Here is a 17,834-nt window from a genome sequence, read left to right as displayed (position 1 = left end):
AAGGCTAGAAATTATTGACAAATTATTTTTTCTTTTGAGACCAGTCAACCTCAAGTCCATAACATTAAAAAAAAAGCGAATTTCAATTGAAACTCGCTTTTTTTGCTAGATAGTGTAATAACTATTAAATTGTATATCTTAGTTCAAGTGCCAGATATCTTCGTTATACTGAGCGATTGTACGGTCAGATGAGAAGAATCCTGCTTTAGCAATGTTAACGATGACTTTATCCAACCATGCGTCACGGTCTTCGTAGTCAGCAAGCATTTGCTCTTTCACTTTGATGTAGTCTTCCAAGTCAAGAAGAGTCATGAACCAGTCTTTGTTGATTAATTCGTTATAAAGACGTTCCAAACGTTCAATCTTACCAACTGCAAGAACAGCGTCGCTCACGATAAAGTCAACCAATGGTTTGATCGCTTTACGAGCGTAGAATTCGCTTGATTTGTAAGCTGATTTTGCGTAAAGGTCGATAACAGTTTCTGAATCTTCACCAAAGATGTAGATGTTTTCGTCTCCAACCAACTCAGCGATTTCCACGTTAGCCCCGTCCATAGTACCAAGAGTCAAAGCTCCGTTCAACATGAATTTCATGTTACCAGTACCTGAAGCTTCTTTAGAAGCAAGTGAGATTTGTTCAGAGATATCACACGCTGGAATTAAGAAGCTTGCTGCAGTAACGTTGTAGTTTTCAACCATTACCACTTGCAAGTGTGGAGCTACTGCTGGATCGTTGGCAATGACTTCTGACAAGCAAAGGATCAAGTGGATGATGTCTTGAGCGATAGTGTAGGCAGGAGCTGCTTTACCACCAAAGAATACTGTGATTGGACGAGCAGGGATGTTACCAGCCTTGATGTCCAAGTATTTGTGGATGACATACAAAGCGTTCATTTGTTGACGTTTGTATTCGTGAAGACGTTTGATTTGGATATCAAAGATAGAGTTTGTATTGATTTCCACACCTTGGTGCTCTTTCAAGTGACGAGCCAATTTACGTTTGTTGTGAGCTTTGATGCTTTCCAATTTTTCTTTGACAGCAGCCTTGTCTTCGTATGAAAGAAGGTCTTCCAATTTAGAAGCTTCATGGTGCCATTCGCGTCCAAGGATTTCATCCAAGTAGTGAGACAAGCTTGGGTTAGCATGCATAAGCCAACGACGGAATGTGATACCGTTTGTTTTGTTGTTGAATTTTTCTGGGTAGATGTCGTAGAAAGCTTTCAACTCTGAGTTCTTCAAGATTTCAGTGTGAAGAGCCGCAACCCCGTTTACGCTGTATCCGTAGTGGATATCCATGTGAGCCATGTGAACACGTCCGCTCTCATCGATGATTTGAACAGCTGGGTCTTTGTATTCTGCTTTCACACGACGATCCAATTCTTTGATGATTGGTACCAAGTGAGGAACCACTTCTTCCAAGAATTCAAGAGGCCATTTTTCAAGGGCTTCAGCAAGGATTGTGTGGTTTGTGTAAGCAGTCATGCTACGAACGATAGAGATTGCTTCATCAAGTTCGATACCACGTTCAGTCAAAAGACGGATCAATTCAGGAATCACCATTGATGGGTGAGTATCGTTGATTTGTACAACTGCGTAGTCAGCAAGGTCGTGCAAGTTGCTTCCTTTTTCGATTGCTTCATCGATGATCAATTGTGCACCGTTTGAAACCATGAAGTATTGTTGGAAGATACGGAGCAATTCACCTTGTTTGTCGCTATCGTCTGGGTAAAGGAAAAGAGTCAAGTTGCGAGCGATGTCTGTCTTATCAAAGTTAATGCCATCTTCAATGATAGATGAATCAACTGAATCCAAGTCAAACAAACGCAAGCGGTTTTTCGTAGCAGTTTTGTAACCAGGTACATCGATATCGTAAAGAGTAGATGTCAATGTAAAGTGTGCAAATGGCACTTGGTAGCTACGGCTTGAGCGAACCAACCAGTTTTGGTCAGTCAACCAAGCGTTAGGAATAGTTTCTTGTTGGTTGTTTTTAAGAACTTGTTGGAAAAGACCAAAGTGGTAGTTCAAACCAACACCGTCACCATTCAAACCAAGTGTAGCGATTGAGTCAATAAAGCAGGCTGCCAAACGTCCCAAACCACCATTACCAAGTGATGGTTCCAATTCTACTTCTTCGATTTCGATCAACTCTTTACCTGCGTCAGCAAGTTCTTTTTTAACTTCGTCATAAAGACCAAGGTTAATCAAGTTATTTGACAAGAGTTTACCAATCAAGAACTCAGCTGAGATATAGTAAACTTTTTTCTTACCAGTGTTGACTGGTTTTTGGCTGCTTGCTAGTTTGCTGTAGTTAAGAAGAGCAAGGTAAAGCTCTTCGTTGCTACATTCTGCGATAGATTTATTGTAACGATTTTGTACAAATTCTTTTAATGGTAACATTTTTTGTGTCTCCTGATAATGTCTTATTTCTTTAATTCTACCAAATTTTCATTGATTCGGCGATAAATTGTAGTCAAGTCAAGCAAAGTTTCTTCGACAGCAGGAGTCAATTGATCCTCTGTCATACGCCATGACCAGTTTCCACCAAGAGTAGATGGGAAGTTCATACGAGCTGAACCATCCAACTCTAGCAAATCTTGCATAGTTGCAATCGTCATGAAGCTTACTGATGAGAAGGCTGTACGAAGCATAGCATGTACTACTGTTTCATATTCCTTGCGGTTTGTGTAACGTGCCATGTACTCACGAGTTGGATCGTCGATTTCATTGCGATACCAACCAAGAACAGTGTTGTTATCGTGTGTTCCTGTGTACATAACTGAGTTGGCTGGTGCCAAGTGTGGACTGTCGATACTTTCGTGCTCTGGGTTGAAGGCAAATTGAAGGACTTTCATTCCTGGGAATCCAGTGCGTTCACGTAGTTCGATAACTTCGTCTGTCATGAATCCAAGGTCTTCTGCGATGATGTTCAAGTCACCAAGCTCCTCTTTAACCGCTGCAAAGAGTTTGTAGTCAGGTCCTTTCACCCATTTACCAGGTGCTGCTGTTTCAGAACCAGCTGGGATTTCCCAATAAGACTCAAATCCACGGAAGTGGTCGATACGCACGATATCGTAGATTTTAAAGCTTTCACGCAAGCGTTCAATCCACCATTTGTAACCATCGCGATCCATTGCTTCCCAGTCATAGATTGGGTTACCCCAGAGCTGACCAGTAGCAGAGAATTCATCTGGTGGGCAACCTGCGATGCAAGTCGCTTTCCCGTTGACATCTGTCTTGAAGAGATGTGGATTAGCCCACATGTCGCTTGAATCTTCCGCTACATAGATTGGCATATCACCGACAATCTCGATGTGGTTTTCGTTAGCGTACGCTTTCAATTTCAACCATTGTTGGAAGAAAAGGTATTGGGTTACGCGGTGGTAAACAAGCTTGTCAGCTAATTTCTCACGGTAGCTTTCAAGAGTTGAAGCTTTACGAGCACGGGCATCTGCATCTGGCCATTCTGTCCAAGCAAGATTATCAAAATGCTCCTTGATAGCCATATACTCTGCAAATAGTTCAAGCCATGATTGATTTTCTTGAGCAAATTTTTCGAAGTCTTTGACATCTCCGGCTTCAAGGAAACGTTTGACAGCTTTCTCTAGAAGCGGACGACGTGCATAGTAGATTTTAGCGTAGTCAACTTCAGTTGGGTTGCTACCAAAGTCCACACCTTCAAGATCACTTGCTTCCAACAAACCTTGCTCCACCAAGATATCAAGATCGATAAAGTGAGTATTACCTGCAAAAGCTGAGAATGATTGGTAAGGTGAGTCACCATAGCTTGTTGTTCCCAAAGGAAGGATTTGCCAGTAGCGTTGCTTAGTGCGAACCAAGAAGTCAACGAAATCATAGGTGCTTTGACCAAATGATCCGATTCCGTAAGCTCCTGGAAGTGATGAGATGTGCATCAACACACCACTTTGACGTTTCTTCATAATAGCACCTCAAGTGTTTTTTTATTAATTGTTCAGATTTGTGCGCAAACGTTTGCGCTATGTAAAGTATAACCCATTTCTAAAATAAATGCAAGCGTTTTTAAAAAAACTTTTTATTGTTTAATCTTTTTTGACAAACTTTCAAGTTACTATATTCTTATTTTTAATACCCTTTTAATCATCATCCTAATCATGCAATCGTTTCCCTTCAATTATTTTTGAATCGAAATTTACACGATTACATCTTTCTCTTCTATTATACAAACAATTTTAGGAATTAGCTAGTCACAAGCTTTTTAAATTTTTTTCTAAAAAAAGACTTGCAACCGTTTTCTGTTTGTGCTATACTAGGGTCATAAGGGAAAACGTTTGCGTTTCCTAGACTATAAAATTTGTTATTCTTTAGGAGGAATACACTATGTCAACTAAATTCATGAAGAGCGCTGCTGTACTTGGTACTGCTACTCTTGCTAGCTTGCTTTTGGTCGCTTGCGGAAGCAAAACTGCTGATAAAGCGGCTGATTCTGGTTCATCTGAAGCGAAAGAAATCACTCTTTACGTTGAGGACCAATACAAAGCTTTCGCTGAAACAGCTGCAAAAGCTTATGAAAAAGAAGCTGGCGTAAAAGTGACTATCAAAACTGGAGACCAAATGGGTGGTCTTGACAACCTTTCTCTAGATAACCAATCTGGTAAAGCTGCTGACGTTATGATGGCACCATACGACCGTGTAGGTAGCCTTGGTACTGACGGCCAACTTTCAGAAGTTAAATTGAGCGACGGCGCTAAAACAGATGATAAAACTAAATCTCTTGTAACAGCTGCTGACGGTAAAGTTTACGGTGCTCCTGCCGTTATCGAGTCACTTGTTATGTACTATAACAAAGACTTAGTGAAAGAAGCTCCTAAAACATTTGCTGACTTGGAAGAACTTGCTAAAGATAGCAAATATGCCTTCGCTGGTGAAGACGGAAAAACTACTGCCTTCCTAGCTGACTGGACTAACTTCTACTACGCATATGGACTTCTTGCTGGTAATGGTGCCTACGTATTCGGCCAAAACGGTAAAGACGCTAAAGACATCGGTCTTGCAAACGATGGAGCTATCACAGGTATCAACTACGCTAAATCTTGGTACGAAAAATGGCCTAAAGGTATGCAAGATACTGAAGGAGCTGGAAACCTAATTCAAACTCAATTCCAAGAAGGTAAAACAGCCGCTATCATCGATGGACCTTGGAAAGCTCAAGCCTTCAAAGATGCTAAAGTAAACTACGGTGTTGCTACTATCCCAACTCTTCCAAACGGAAAAGACTACGCAGCATTCGGTGGTGGTAAAGCTTGGATCATCCCATCAAGCACTAAGAACCTTGAAGCTGCTCAAAAATTTGTAGACTTCCTTGTTTCAACTGAAGAACAAAAAGCCTTCTACGATACAACTAACGAAATCCCAGCTAACACTGAGGCTCGTTCATACGCTGAAGGTAAAAACGATGAGTTGACAACAGCTGTTATCAAACAGTTCAAGAACGCTCAACCAATGCCAAACATCTCTCAAATGTCAGCTGTTTGGGACCCAGCTAAAACAATGCTATTTGAAGCTGTAAGTGGTAAGAAAGATGCTAAGACAGCTGCAAACGATGCTGTAACATTGATCAAAGAAACAATCAAACAAAAATTTGGTGAATAAAAAATTTGTTCAAGGGGGGTGGAAATCAAATCCCCCTTTGAATTTATCAATAGAGACACAAATAATTTAGCTTTCTTATAAAAAAGCAGTATCCTATGAAAGGAGTTATTATGGAAAAGCAACAACCTAGTAAAGCAGCCCTGCTGTCTATCATTCCTGGGTTAGGACAGATTTACAATAAACAAAAAGCCAAAGGTTTTATCTTCCTTGGTGTAACCATCGTATTTGTCCTTTATTTCCTAGCACTTGCAGCCCCTGAATTGAGCAATCTCATCACTCTTGGTGACAAACCAGGTCGTGATAATTCCCTCTTTATGCTGATTCGTGGTGCTTTCCATTTAATCTTTGTAGTTGTTTATGTACTCTTTTATTTCTCAAATATCAAAGATGCACATACAACGGCCAAACACATTAATAATGGTATTCCAGTAGCACTTACCTTTAAAGAAATGATCAAAGGAATCTATGAAAATGGCTTCCCTTACCTCTTGATTATTCCTTCTTACATTGCTATGACATTTGCAATCATCTTCCCGGTTATTGTAACCTTGATGATCGCCTTTACCAACTACGACTTCCAACACTTACCACCAAACAAATTATTGGATTGGGTTGGTTTGACTAACTTCACAAATATCTGGAGCTTGAGTACCTTCCGTTCAGCCTTCGGTTCTGTTCTTTCTTGGACTATTATCTGGGCTTTGTCAGCTTCTACTTTACAAATCGTAATTGGTATCTTCACAGCTATCATTGCTAACCAACCATTTATCAAAGGAAAACGTATCTTTGGTGTTATTTTCCTTCTTCCTTGGGCTGTCCCAGCCTTCATCACTATCTTGACATTTTCAAACATGTTTAACGATAGTGTCGGAGCCATCAACACTCAAGTATTACCAATCTTGGCTAAATTCCTTCCTTTCCTTGATGGGGCTCTTATCCCTTGGAAAACAGACCCAACTTGGACTAAGATTGCCTTGATTATGATGCAAGGTTGGCTCGGATTCCCATACATCTACGTTTTGACCTTGGGTATCTTGCAATCTATTCCTAACGACCTTTATGAAGCAGCTTATATTGACGGTGCCAATGCTTGGCAAAAATTCCGCAACATCACTTTCCCAATGATCTTGGCTGTTGCAGCACCTACTTTGATTAGCCAATACACCTTCAACTTTAACAACTTCTCTATCATGTACCTCTTCAATGGTGGAGGACCTGGTAGTGTCGGAGGGGGAGCTGGTTCAACCGATATCTTAATCTCATGGATCTACCGTTTGACAACAGGTACATCTCCTCAATACTCAATGGCGGCAGCTGTTACCTTGATTATCTCTATCATTGTCATCTCAATCTCTATGATCGCATTCAAGAAACTACACGCATTTGATATGGAGGACGTCTAAGATGAATAACTCAATTAAACTCAAACGTAGACTGACTCAAACCCTTACTTACCTTTACTTGATTGGCCTTTCAATCGTGATTATCTACCCACTGTTGATTACCATCATGTCAGCCTTTAAAGCAGGTAACGTCTCAGCCTTTAAACTAGATACTAACATCGACCTCAATTTTGATAACTTTAAAGGCCTCTTCACTGAAACCTTGTACGGTACTTGGTACCTCAACACTTTGATTATCGCCTTGATTACCATGGCTGTTCAAACAAGTATTATCGTACTTGCTGGCTATGCTTACAGCCGTTATAACTTCTTGGCTCGTAAACAAAGTTTGGTTTTCTTCTTGATTATCCAAATGGTGCCAACCATGGCCGCTTTGACAGCCTTCTTCGTTATGGCACTTATGTTGAACGCCCTTAACCACAGCTGGTTCCTCATCTTCCTCTACGTTGGTGGTGGTATCCCGATGAATGCTTGGCTCATGAAAGGCTACTTCGATACAGTGCCAATGTCTTTAGACGAATCTGCAAAACTAGACGGTGCAGGACACTTCCGCCGCTTCTGGCAAATTGTTCTTCCACTTGTTCGCCCAATGGTTGCCGTACAAGCTCTCTGGGCCTTCATGGGACCTTTTGGGGACTACATCCTCTCTAGTTTCTTGCTTCGTGAGAAAGAATACTTTACTGTTGCCGTAGGTCTCCAAACCTTCGTTAGCAATGTGAAAAACATGAAGATTGCCTACTTCTCAGCAGGTGCTATCCTCATCGCCCTTCCAATCTGTATTCTCTTCTTCTTCCTACAAAAGAACTTTGTTTCAGGACTTACAAGTGGTGGCGACAAGGGGTAATATACCCTCGCCACCCTTTTTTCATTTTGGAACTTGTCCTTACTTAGATAATCTGGTGAGAAATAAAAGTTTAAGGTAAGGCTTCTTGTTTGTGAACAATTTAAAGCAAAAGCCTACTTTCAACCAGCATTGTACCTCCCCCACTTGAAATTAAACACATTTCTCTATATAATACTCATATAGAAAAATGCCTTAGAAAGAGAATTATGTTGCCATATCCATTTTCTTATTTTAATAGTATCTGGGGATTCCGTAAGCCCCTATCTCAACGTTTTGGTCTCAACTGGTTTCAACTGATTTTTACCAGTTTTTTCTTGATTAGCTTGTCTATGGTACCTATTGCCATCCAGAACAGTTCTCAGGAAACTTATCCTTTAGAAACTTTCATCGATGATGTCTACACTCCTTTGACGGATAGTGTGGTTCAGGATTTGGCTGCCAATGCAAAGATTATAGATGGTAAGTTGAGCTACACTGGTTCAACCCCTCATCAAGCTTCTATCCAAATCGGAGACACTTCTAGTTCAAACTTCCCTGAGGAATTACTTCTGAACTTTGAACCTGAGAAACTCATCATCAGCAAGCAAGGAAAAGAATTGACCAGCATTCGCTATCACGCGATAACGACTGAGAGCTTCCAAAGCAAGGAAAGCTTAACACAAGCCATTTCTAAAGACTGGTATCAACAGAATCGCGTCTATATTAGTCTCTTTCTTGTGCTAGGTTCTAGCTTCCTCTTTGGACTCAATTTTTTCATTGTTGCTTTAGGTGCCAGCCTCTTGCTCTACTTTACGAAAAAATCACGTCTCTTTTCATTTAAAAGCTACAAAGAGTGCTATCATTTCATTTTGAACTGTTTAGGATTACCAACCTTACTTGCTATGATTCTAGGTCTCCTAGGCCAAAATATGGCAACTTTAATTACTGTTCAAAATATTTTATTTGTTCTATATCTGGTCACTATCTTTTACAAAACACATTTCCGTGATCCAGACTACCATAAGTAGGAGATTATTATGCCTGTTACGATTAAAGACGTGGCCAAGGCTGCAGGGGTCTCACCCTCAACCGTAACCCGTGTTATTCAAAACAAATCAACCATTAGCGATGAAACCAAAAAACGAGTTCGAAAGGCTATGAAGGAACTCAACTACCATCCTAACCTCAATGCCCGAAGCCTGGTTAGTAGTTATACCCAGGTTATCGGCTTGGTTCTTCCAGATGATTCAGACCTTTTCTATCAAAATCCTTTCTTCCCTTCTGTCCTTAGAGGGATTGCACAAGTTGCTTCAGAAAATCACTATGCTATCCAGATTGCAACTGGAAAAGACGAAAAAGAGCGCTTAAATGCAATTTCACAGATGGTTTATGGAAAGCGTGTAGACGGTCTTATCTTCTTGTATGCCCAAGAAAATGACCCCTTGGTTAAACTCGTTACTGAAGAACAATTTCCCTTCCTCATCCTTGGGAAATCACTATCACCCTTCATTTCGCTTGTTGACAATGATAATATTCAAGCTGGTTTTGATGCGACAGAATACTTCATCAAAAAAGGATGCAGCCGCATTGCTTTCATCGGTGGTACCAAGAAACTCTACGTTACGCAAGATCGTCTAACAGGTTACGATCAAGCCCTCCAAGAACACAAACTATCTCTTGATAGTCATCGTACCTTTTTCGCTGATGAATTTCTTGAAGAAAAGGGATATAAATTTAGCAAACAACTTTTTGAATACGATCCAAAAACCGATGCTGTTATCACAACAGATAGCCTCTTAGCTGAAGGTGTTTGTAACTACCTCAACGAACATCAGCTGAATGTCCCTGTTCTTAGCTTTGACTCTGTAAATCCAAAATTAAACCTAGCAGCATATGTCAATATTAATAGTCTGGCTCTCGGCCGCACTTCGTTTGAGACTATTCTTCAAATCATCAATGATGTCAAAGAAAATCGTCAAATCTGCTATCGTCAAGTCATTGCGCATGAAATCATTGAAAAATAAGAAAAACCAGCTCTAACATTTTTGCTTAGAGTTGGTTTTTTGTAATCTATTTTTATAATTGATTAGTTTTCGACTTCGACAAATCGGCCTAGGATATGAACATTTTCTGAAACAGAAACAAAGGCTGTTGGATCAACTTGCTTCATGATCAGTTTAAAATCATTGAACTCTGCACGAGTGATAACCGTAATCAAAACAGCCTTACGTTCGTGGTTATAAGTTCCTTCAGCATCATGGATCATAGTCGCTCCACGGTGCAATTTATGATGGATTTTCTCAATGACGGCATCTGGATTGCTAGTAACAATCATGGCCTGCATGCGTTTTTGTTTGGTGAAAACTGCATCTGTCACACGACTTGAGACAAAGATAGTAATCATGGAATAAAGGGCATATTTCCAGCCAAAGGTCAAACCTGCAATCAGCATGATTGTCCCGTTCACCAAGAAGGAGATGCTTCCAACGTTACGACCTGTCTTCTTACGAATGGTTAGGCTGACAATATCTGTTCCACCGCTGGAAATGTTATGGCGTAGCGCAAATCCGATTCCCAGTCCCATGACAACACCACCAAAAAGGGCATTGATGATTGGATCCTCTGTTAAGACCACCACCGGCACAAACTGGATAAAGAGCGAGCTCATGGATACCGTGATAAAGGTAAAAATCGTGAACTTATGTCCAATTTGATACCAAGCCAAAATCATGAGAGGAATATTGATGGCATAAAATGCTACTGAGATTGGGAAATGAAACCCAAACCAGTGGTTACTTAGAGCAGATATAATCTGGGCCAATCCTGTCGCACCACTTGAATAAACGTGCCCTGGTTGGAAAAAGAAATTGACGGCTACTGCTGATAGAAAACCATATACCAGAGAAGCTGAGATTTTTTCATCGTATTTTTCTCGAGAAATACTTTGTAAAACACGCAAAATCTTTACTCGATAAGCAAAGCGGCGAAGATAATGATTCCACTTTTTAGTTAGTTTCGTTTGTTTCATCTTGTTCTACTTGTAGATTAAGTTCCTCTAGTTGTTTAAGAGCTACTGTTGATGGTGCTTGCGTCATTGGGTCAGTTGCCTTATTGTTCTTAGGAAAGGCAATGACTTCGCGAATATTTTCTTCTCCAGCGAGCAACATGACAAAACGGTCAAGACCGATAGCCAAACCACCGTGTGGTGGGAAGCCATAGTCCATAGCTTCCAAAAGGAAACCAAACTGGTCATTTGCTTCTTCGGCTGAGAAACCAAGAGCTTTGAACATACGTTCTTGAAGTTCTTTTTGGTTGATACGAAGGCTACCACCTCCAAGTTCATAACCGTTCAAGACGATATCGTAGGCAATAGCACGAACCTTAGCCAATTCACCCTCGAGCTCATGAGCAGTTTCTGCTTGAGGAAGAGTAAATGGATGGTGGGCGCTCATATAACGTCCTTCTTCTTCAGACCATTCAAACATCGGCCAGTCAACTACCCAGAGGAAGTTAAATTTGTCGTTATCAATCAAGCCAAGCTCTTTGGCAATACGTCCACGAAGGGCCCCAAGTGTTGCATTTGCAACTTCAAGCGTATCAGCCACAAAGAGAACCAAGTCTTTATCTTCAAGACCAAGTGCTGCTGTCAAGTCTGCTTGAATGCCAGTCAAGAATTTAGCAACTGGTCCGTTCAATTCCCCATCAACAACTTTAACCCAAGCAAGACCCTTAGCACCATACTGTTTAGCTACTTCTGTCATCTTGTCGATGTCTTTACGAGAGTAGTTGTCTGCAGCCCCTTTAACTACAATGGCTTTAACGGTAGGAGCTTCTGAGAAGACTTTGAAATCTACACCCTTGACAAGATCTGTCAAGTCTTGAAGCAACATTTCAAAACGAGTATCAGGCTTATCAGAACCATAAAGAGCCATAGCATCATCATACTTCATTCGAGGGAATGGCAGTGTTACTTCGATGCCTTTTGTTTCCTTCATCACGCGCGCAATCAAGCCTTCTGTGATGTCTTGGATTTCTTGCTCAGTAAGGAATGAAGTTTCCAAGTCGACCTGAGTGAACTCGGGCTGACGGTCTCCACGCAAGTCTTCATCGCGGAAACATTTGACGATTTGGTAGTAACGGTCAAATCCCGCATTCATCAACAACTGTTTTGTAATCTGCGGACTTTGAGGAAGTGCGTAAAAATGCCCTTTATTGACACGAGATGGCACCAAGTAGTCACGCGCCCCTTCTGGTGTTGACTTAGAAAGGAATGGCGTTTCCACATCGATAAATTCCAACTCATCCAAGTAGTTGCGGATAGAATGAGTTACTTTGGCACGAAGTTTAAGGTTTTCCAACATCTCTGGACGACGAAGGTCAAGGTAACGGTAACGTAGACGCGTATCATCATTTGCTTCAATGCCATCCTTGATTTCAAATGGTGTTGTTTTGGCTGTGTTAAGTACAGAAAGAGCTGTTACATTCAATTCAACTGCACCAGTCGCCAACTTATCATTGGCCTGCTCACGTGCAGCAACTTGACCAGTCACCTCGATGACAAATTCACTACGAAGGCTTTCAGCTGTTGCCATCACCTCTGCAGATACTTTTTCTGGGTTGATAACCAACTGCATGATTCCTTCACGGTCGCGAAGATCGATAAAGATCAAACCACCAAGGTCACGACGACGTGCAACCCAGCCTTTCAAGGTAATTTCTTGTCCGATGTGTTCCTCACGAACACGACCAGCATACATACTACGTTTCATGTTTTCTCTCCTCTTTTATTCTGTTACTATTTTACCATAAAAGCGCAGGCTCTTCATGAAAATCATCAGAAAAGTTGAGAAGAATCCTGCTATAAATGAAAAAATCCAGCAAAGTCATTCGCTGGATCTTATTTTACTTGGAATTTCTTTATTTTTTACGCTTTTCAGCAATCTCTGCAGCCTTTTTCGGAAGAACAATCTCCGTTGCATAGGCTGTCGCAAATCGCATAATACCTGCGATTGGTGCAAAGATAACTGCTAAATAATTATAAAAGAAATCCCCTTTAAAAGCATAGGCAAGTGCTCCAATAATAAAGAAGAGAACAACTGCCTGAATCACTGCTAATAATAGTACTCGTTTCATGACTTCCTCCTGAGTCTATTATAGCATGAGAATCATTAAAAATCCGATTAAATTATTTAAAGCATGTAAAGCAATGCTGTAAGCCAGTCCACCCTTGCTGATATAAGCCAACCCCAAGCTCAAACCGAGGGAACCATACACTAGGAATTGTTGTGGAGTTCCAGGGAAATGAACAAGAGCAAAGATGATGCTTGTTACAAGTAGGAAGAGAGCTGTCTGCTTGACATTATCCTGTTGAGGGAAGACATAGCGGGCCAACATACCTCTAAAGGTTAACTCTTCTGTAAGTGGCGCAAAGACCACTATCATAAAGAACGAGAAGAGAGGTTGACTATGAGTCAATTGTTCTGCAGTCTGTTGATTGACTGATGGATCATTTGGCAAAAAGAATTGGGCAACAATGACAAGGGCCCATACCAAGGCAGGCAACCAGATGTATTTGTTAAGGCCTGTTTTTTCAATCGTAACGGTTCCTGTCTTATACCACTTGTAGGTAACGAAGGTGAAAATTCCTGCTAATAAGACATAAATTGGGACAGCAACATATTCAGGTGCACCCATTTTCATGGCTTCTAAGCCTACGCCCTGAATAAAACTATAGACCATAATAAATGATAAGAAAGTAAGACTATACCAGCCAATATTTTTAAGTGTTTTCATAAGATTCTCCTATTTAAAATAACGTTTTGTTTTTCGTAAATGTGCAACATTGATATAGATATGGATGACAACTAAAAGAACTAAGGCAACCACTTGTATTTCTCGTAAAACAACTGATAATACTATCAATAAAAAATAGAGTGATGGCAGTAAAATTTGATCCAGCCTAAACAGAGTTAAAAAGGCACTCTCCATCTCTGCCTGCTTTTCTCCCTCATCATAACTGTTAAGATAATCTAAAATATCTTTTGGAGTGTAATAAGCAGACAGTTTATAGTGTCGAACGATAAAAATAGTTCGCAACAAGTAATTGGCAACAATAATGTATAAGCATAATAGAATAAGAGCTGGAAGAATTAGCAAGGTATTCTTAAATATCGGAGAAATCAGTATAATCCCACTGGTCATCATTGCTATCATCAAAACATTGGAAGAAACCGAACCATAATCCAAGTAACGATAGGCTCTTACATAAGTCTGATCACTATCTTCTTCCTCTGTCCCCCTTTGATAAAGAGTATAAACTTCTCGACTCTTACCAAGATAATACATGGCTAAGATGAAGGAAAGTCCTCCAATAACGAGAGTAAGTCCATAAATAGTAGGTAAGACTTGTGACATTTGAATCTGTTCAACTATACCTCTAAGAGTGTAAGCAAAGACTCCTACAAAAGCACTTAACATACACACTCCCACTCTCCACCATCTACGATTATTATTCATTTTCTGGCCCCTATCTAAACCAACTAATAACTTTTAGTAGTTTCAGTGATTGTTCCTATTTGAAATAACGTTTCACCATAGGTATTTGCATTACATTGATATAAATATGGACTACCGCTACGGCTAAAAGAGCTAATAACTGAATTTCTCTTGTAAGCACAGAAACGATAGTAATAAAAATATACAAACCTTGTAAAATATATTGGTTTAATTGAAATAAAATCCGAAAACTCTGTTCCAAATTAGCTTGTCGCTCTCCTTCATCGTAAGAATTGACATAATCTAACACATCCTTTGGCATGGAGAAAAATGCCAAATCAAACTGACGAACAATAGAAATTGTCTTCAAAAGATGTTTTTGAACAACAAATAGCAACATCAACCCTAGAAAAGAGAGTGCTAAAGTTAGATAACTATTACCAAGTATAAGCACTTCAGTCGCCGATATAAAAAATGCTAACAAAGTCGTAACTGAAACTATGTTAGAAGCAATTGTTCCAAACTCAAGATTTCGATACATTTGCACATAATAGGTTTCATTCAGATTATCATCCATTTCCTCTTGATACAAGGAGTGAAATTACCTACTTTTCTTTAGGAAATTGAAAGCCAAAAGGATACTAATCAATGCCAATAATAAACTAGAGCCAGAAAACCAAGGAATCAAATCTGTTAGATTGAAACTGACTCCCATTGCCAAAGCACGTCCCATAAACATACCTGTAATAAATACTGATATAAACAATAATAAGAAATATAGCACTCGTTTCTTTTTCATATTCATACTCCCTCTAAACTAAACCAGCCAACCACTGACCAAAGGCTTTACCTGATTCAAAAATAGCTGTCAAACCTTCTGCTCCAAGCGACACCAAAAGCAAACAAACAACAAATAAGAGAATAGCTTGGTTTCTTGCTTTTTTCGCTCTATCTCCCAATGACTCTTTACCTAGCCAACCTGCTAGATAAGCATAGAGAGCCACTATTATAATCCCAATCTCCGTCGAAGAAAGAAACAAGAAGATCGTCACCAAACGAACGATATTGGTTTGGATGTTAAAATAGTTTCCTAAACCTGCACAGACACCTGCAAGTGCTTTGTCTTCAGTATCGACTTGAAAACCTGCTAAAAATTCTTTCATAATTTTTCTCCTTTTACGATCTCTTTAAACTTTATCTTTCTCTCTACCCATCTAAAGACTAATAGTAGAACTAAATTTATCCAGAAGAGATATTTACTTTCAACGACAGTAAACCAACCAAATAGGGTTCCAATCATAGCCAAAAGATTCACGATAAACACAACGATACATAGATAATAAATCACTTTATACTTGTTCATCACTCATCCTCCTCTAAGCGAAAAACTGACTCGACTGGCTCATTAAAGATCTGAGCAATCTTCAGAGCAATGACGATGGAGGGCGTGTACTCATCCCGCTCCAATAGACTGATGGTTTGCCTGGATACGCCTGCTAGCTTGGCCAGTTCAGTTTGATTCAGGCCATCGCGAGCCCGAAGCTCTTTTAGACGATTTTTTAGTTGCATGTTACACACCTACTCTCCGTCAAATTGAATCGTTTGAATATCCTCAATACGTTGTAGTTTGAATTTTTCTTTTCCCTTTTTATCTACACGTCGTAGCTTGATCCATTCCTCATCAACATCCACAACTTCCCAGTTATCTGTTCCAAATAATTGTCCAACGATGACCGGCGTTCTCCCAATCATTTCTTTTAATAATCTTGACATTTCTGTATTTCCTTTCTCTTTTCGCTCAAACTTTTTGATTTTATTCCCTAGTTTCTTGACCTTTTGAGAATGGTAGATACAAAACATAATCACAAGAGGTACAAATCCCAATGCCCACATAATCGTTCCTTTCTGCTATACTTTTCTTTAACTTGATTTCATTGTAACACATCTTTTTATTTTTGACAAGTATATTTGTCAAAAAGTTTAGGATTTTTGTCATTTTGCAAAAGAAAAAGGTCAGGAGTAAGATCCTGACCAGTTTATCTGTGATTAATACTCTTCGAAAATCAAATTCAAACCACGTCAGCTTTACCTTGTCGTACTCAAGTACAGTCTGCGGCTAGCTTCCTAGTTTGCTCTTTGATTTTCATTGAGTATAAAATCCTAATTTTGCAAAGATTTCTGAGAAGTTTTGGCTGATTGTTTCAAGTGAAACTTGAACTTCTTCTCGAGTTTGGTTGTTCTTGACTGTCACTTGTCCGCTTTCGACTTCGCTCTCTCCAAGAGTGATAAGAGTCTTAGCAGCAAAAACATCAGCTGACTTGAATTGCGCTTTGAGTTTACGGTTGAGGTAATCACGCTCTGCTTTGAAACCTTGTAGGCGAAGAGCTTGTACCAACTCCAAGGCTTTAAGATTTGCTCCTTCACCGAGAACAGCGATATAGACATCTAGGGCGTTTTCGATAGGGAGAGACACACCTTGCTTTTCAAGGATGAGAAGCAGACGCTCTACACCAAGTCCAAAACCAAATCCAGCAGTCTCAGGACCACCAAAGTAGGCAACCAAGCCATCGTAGCGACCACCTGCACAGACTGTCAAGGCATTGCCCTCAATCTCAGTGATGAATTCAAAAATCGTGTGGTTGTAGTAGTCCAAACCACGAACCATATTGGTATCGATGATGTAATCTACTCCAAGATTTTCCAGCATCTGACGGACGGCATCAAAATGAGCTTGGCTTTCTTCATCCAGGTAATCCAAGATAGACGGCGCATTCTCTACCGCCACCTTGTCTTCCTTTTCCTTAGAGTCCAAGACACGGAGAGGATTTTCTTCCAAACGACGTTGACTATCCTTAGACAAGGTCTCCTTAAGCGGTGTCAAGTAGTCAATCAAGGCTTGACGATAGGCCGCACGACTCTCAGGATTTCCAAGAGTATTAAGATGCAGTTTCACCCCTTGAATCCCGATTGCTTTCAAAAAGTGGGCTGCCATGGCGATGGTTTCCACATCTGTCGCTGGATTGCTAGATCCAAAGCACTCCACACCAATCTGGTGGAATTGACGCAAGCGACCTGCTTGTGGACGCTCATAGCGGAACATTGGACCCATGTAGTAGAACTTGCTTGGTTTTTGGACTTCTGGTGCGAAGAGTTTGTTTTCTACATAGGAACGAACAACAGGTGCAGTTCCTTCTGGACGTAGGGTGATATGGCGATCGCCCTTGTCGTAAAAGTCATACATTTCCTTGGTTACGATATCAGTTGTGTCTCCAACCGAACGACTGATGACTTCGTAATGCTCAAAAATAGGCGTGCGTACTTCTGCATAGTTGTAGCGTTTGAAGATTTCACGCACAAATCCTTCAACGTACTGCCATTTGGCAGACTCAGCAGGTAAAATATCCTGCGTTCCTTTTGGCTTTTGTAATTTCATAGGGAATCCTCTTTATAACTTAATAGTCCTATTTTACCATAAATGAAGGGAT

Annotated in this window: 16 protein-coding genes and 2 pseudogenes; 5 read left to right on the top strand and 13 right to left on the bottom strand. The window is 40.2% G+C overall.

Going from position 1 to position 17,834, the window contains the following annotated elements; translation table 11 throughout:
* Positions 1–138: 138 nt before the first annotated feature.
* Together glgP and malQ are read right to left on the bottom strand one after the other, a co-directional pair.
* A complete protein-coding gene (glgP, locus tag TZ96_RS01175; protein WP_045762559.1) occupies positions 139–2,397 on the bottom strand; it encodes a glycogen/starch/alpha-glucan family phosphorylase in 2,259 nt (752 codons plus the stop codon).
* Positions 2,398–2,420: 23 nt separating this feature from the next.
* Positions 2,421–3,938, bottom strand: a complete 1,518-nt coding sequence (malQ, locus tag TZ96_RS01170; RefSeq protein WP_045762558.1) for a 4-alpha-glucanotransferase — start codon at positions 3,936–3,938, stop codon at positions 2,421–2,423.
* Positions 3,939–4,356: 418 nt separating this feature from the next.
* Here malQ and TZ96_RS01165 point away from each other — a divergent pair, with 418 nt between their 5' ends.
* The 5 genes from TZ96_RS01165 to TZ96_RS01145 all read left to right on the top strand — a co-directional run bounded on the left by TZ96_RS01165 (position 4,357) and on the right by TZ96_RS01145 (position 9,878).
* Entirely contained in the window at positions 4,357–5,628 is a 1,272-nt protein-coding gene (locus TZ96_RS01165; RefSeq protein WP_045762557.1) for an extracellular solute-binding protein, read from the top strand.
* Between the two features lie 110 nt (positions 5,629–5,738).
* Entirely contained in the window at positions 5,739–7,031 is a 1,293-nt protein-coding gene (locus tag TZ96_RS01160; protein ID WP_045762556.1) for a sugar ABC transporter permease, read from the top strand.
* A 1-nt stretch (position 7,032) separates the two neighbouring features.
* A complete protein-coding gene (locus TZ96_RS01155; protein ID WP_004236955.1) occupies positions 7,033–7,875 on the top strand; it encodes a sugar ABC transporter permease in 843 nt (280 codons plus the stop codon).
* A gap of 206 nt (positions 7,876–8,081) precedes the next feature.
* Positions 8,082–8,882: a DUF1189 domain-containing protein gene (locus TZ96_RS01150; protein WP_045762555.1), complete on the top strand. Its 801-nt coding sequence runs from the start codon at positions 8,082–8,084 to the stop codon at positions 8,880–8,882.
* A gap of 9 nt (positions 8,883–8,891) precedes the next feature.
* Positions 8,892–9,878 carry a LacI family DNA-binding transcriptional regulator gene (locus TZ96_RS01145; protein WP_045762554.1) on the top strand — a complete coding sequence of 329 codons (987 nt, stop codon included), beginning with the start codon at positions 8,892–8,894 and terminating at the stop codon, positions 9,876–9,878.
* Between the two features lie 62 nt (positions 9,879–9,940).
* Here TZ96_RS01145 and TZ96_RS01140 read toward each other — a convergent pair whose 3' ends face one another.
* The 11 genes and pseudogenes from TZ96_RS01140 to hisS all read right to left on the bottom strand — a co-directional run bounded on the left by TZ96_RS01140 (position 9,941) and on the right by hisS (position 17,782).
* Positions 9,941–10,882, bottom strand: coding sequence for a YitT family protein (locus TZ96_RS01140; protein ID WP_045762553.1), 942 nt, complete (start codon positions 10,880–10,882; stop codon positions 9,941–9,943).
* Positions 10,860–12,623, bottom strand: a complete 1,764-nt coding sequence (aspS, locus tag TZ96_RS01135; protein ID WP_045762552.1) for an aspartate--tRNA ligase — start codon at positions 12,621–12,623, stop codon at positions 10,860–10,862. Before aspS ends, TZ96_RS01140 begins: the two co-directional genes overlap by 23 nt.
* A gap of 148 nt (positions 12,624–12,771) precedes the next feature.
* Positions 12,772–12,987, bottom strand: coding sequence for a hypothetical protein (locus tag TZ96_RS01130; RefSeq protein ID WP_045762551.1), 216 nt, complete (start codon positions 12,985–12,987; stop codon positions 12,772–12,774).
* An 18-nt stretch (positions 12,988–13,005) separates the two neighbouring features.
* A complete protein-coding gene (locus TZ96_RS01125) occupies positions 13,006–13,647 on the bottom strand; it encodes a CPBP family intramembrane glutamic endopeptidase (protein ID WP_045762550.1) in 642 nt (213 codons plus the stop codon).
* 9 nt (positions 13,648–13,656) lie between these two features.
* The gene (locus tag TZ96_RS01120; protein WP_241768460.1) at positions 13,657–14,370 is read right to left on the bottom strand and encodes a DUF3169 family protein; all 714 of its coding nucleotides are present in this window, start codon (positions 14,368–14,370) and stop codon (positions 13,657–13,659) included.
* A gap of 55 nt (positions 14,371–14,425) precedes the next feature.
* A pseudogene (locus TZ96_RS01115) lies at positions 14,426–15,154 on the bottom strand (DUF3169 family protein).
* A 7-nt stretch (positions 15,155–15,161) separates the two neighbouring features.
* The gene (locus tag TZ96_RS01110) at positions 15,162–15,512 is read right to left on the bottom strand and encodes a PspC domain-containing protein (protein ID WP_045762548.1); all 351 of its coding nucleotides are present in this window, start codon (positions 15,510–15,512) and stop codon (positions 15,162–15,164) included.
* Positions 15,509–15,712, bottom strand: a complete 204-nt coding sequence (locus tag TZ96_RS10885) for a hypothetical protein (RefSeq protein WP_045762547.1) — start codon at positions 15,710–15,712, stop codon at positions 15,509–15,511. The genes TZ96_RS01110 and TZ96_RS10885 overlap by 4 nt, the downstream gene beginning before the upstream one ends.
* The gene (locus TZ96_RS01100) at positions 15,712–15,918 is read right to left on the bottom strand and encodes a helix-turn-helix transcriptional regulator (protein ID WP_001176235.1); all 207 of its coding nucleotides are present in this window, start codon (positions 15,916–15,918) and stop codon (positions 15,712–15,714) included. The genes TZ96_RS10885 and TZ96_RS01100 overlap by 1 nt, the downstream gene beginning before the upstream one ends.
* 9 nt (positions 15,919–15,927) lie before the next feature.
* Positions 15,928–16,396: pseudogene (locus TZ96_RS11075) on the bottom strand (hypothetical protein).
* Positions 16,397–16,492: 96 nt separating this feature from the next.
* Positions 16,493–17,782, bottom strand: a complete 1,290-nt coding sequence (hisS, locus tag TZ96_RS01090; RefSeq protein WP_045762545.1) for a histidine--tRNA ligase — start codon at positions 17,780–17,782, stop codon at positions 16,493–16,495.
* Between the last annotated feature and the right edge of the window lie 52 nt (positions 17,783–17,834).

The sequence above is a fragment of the Streptococcus infantis genome, assembly GCF_000963255.1.
Classification (GTDB): domain Bacteria; phylum Bacillota; class Bacilli; order Lactobacillales; family Streptococcaceae; genus Streptococcus; species Streptococcus nidrosiense.
Note: the sequence above shows the minus strand (reverse complement) of the source record. Positions and strands in the feature narration are given on the sequence as shown.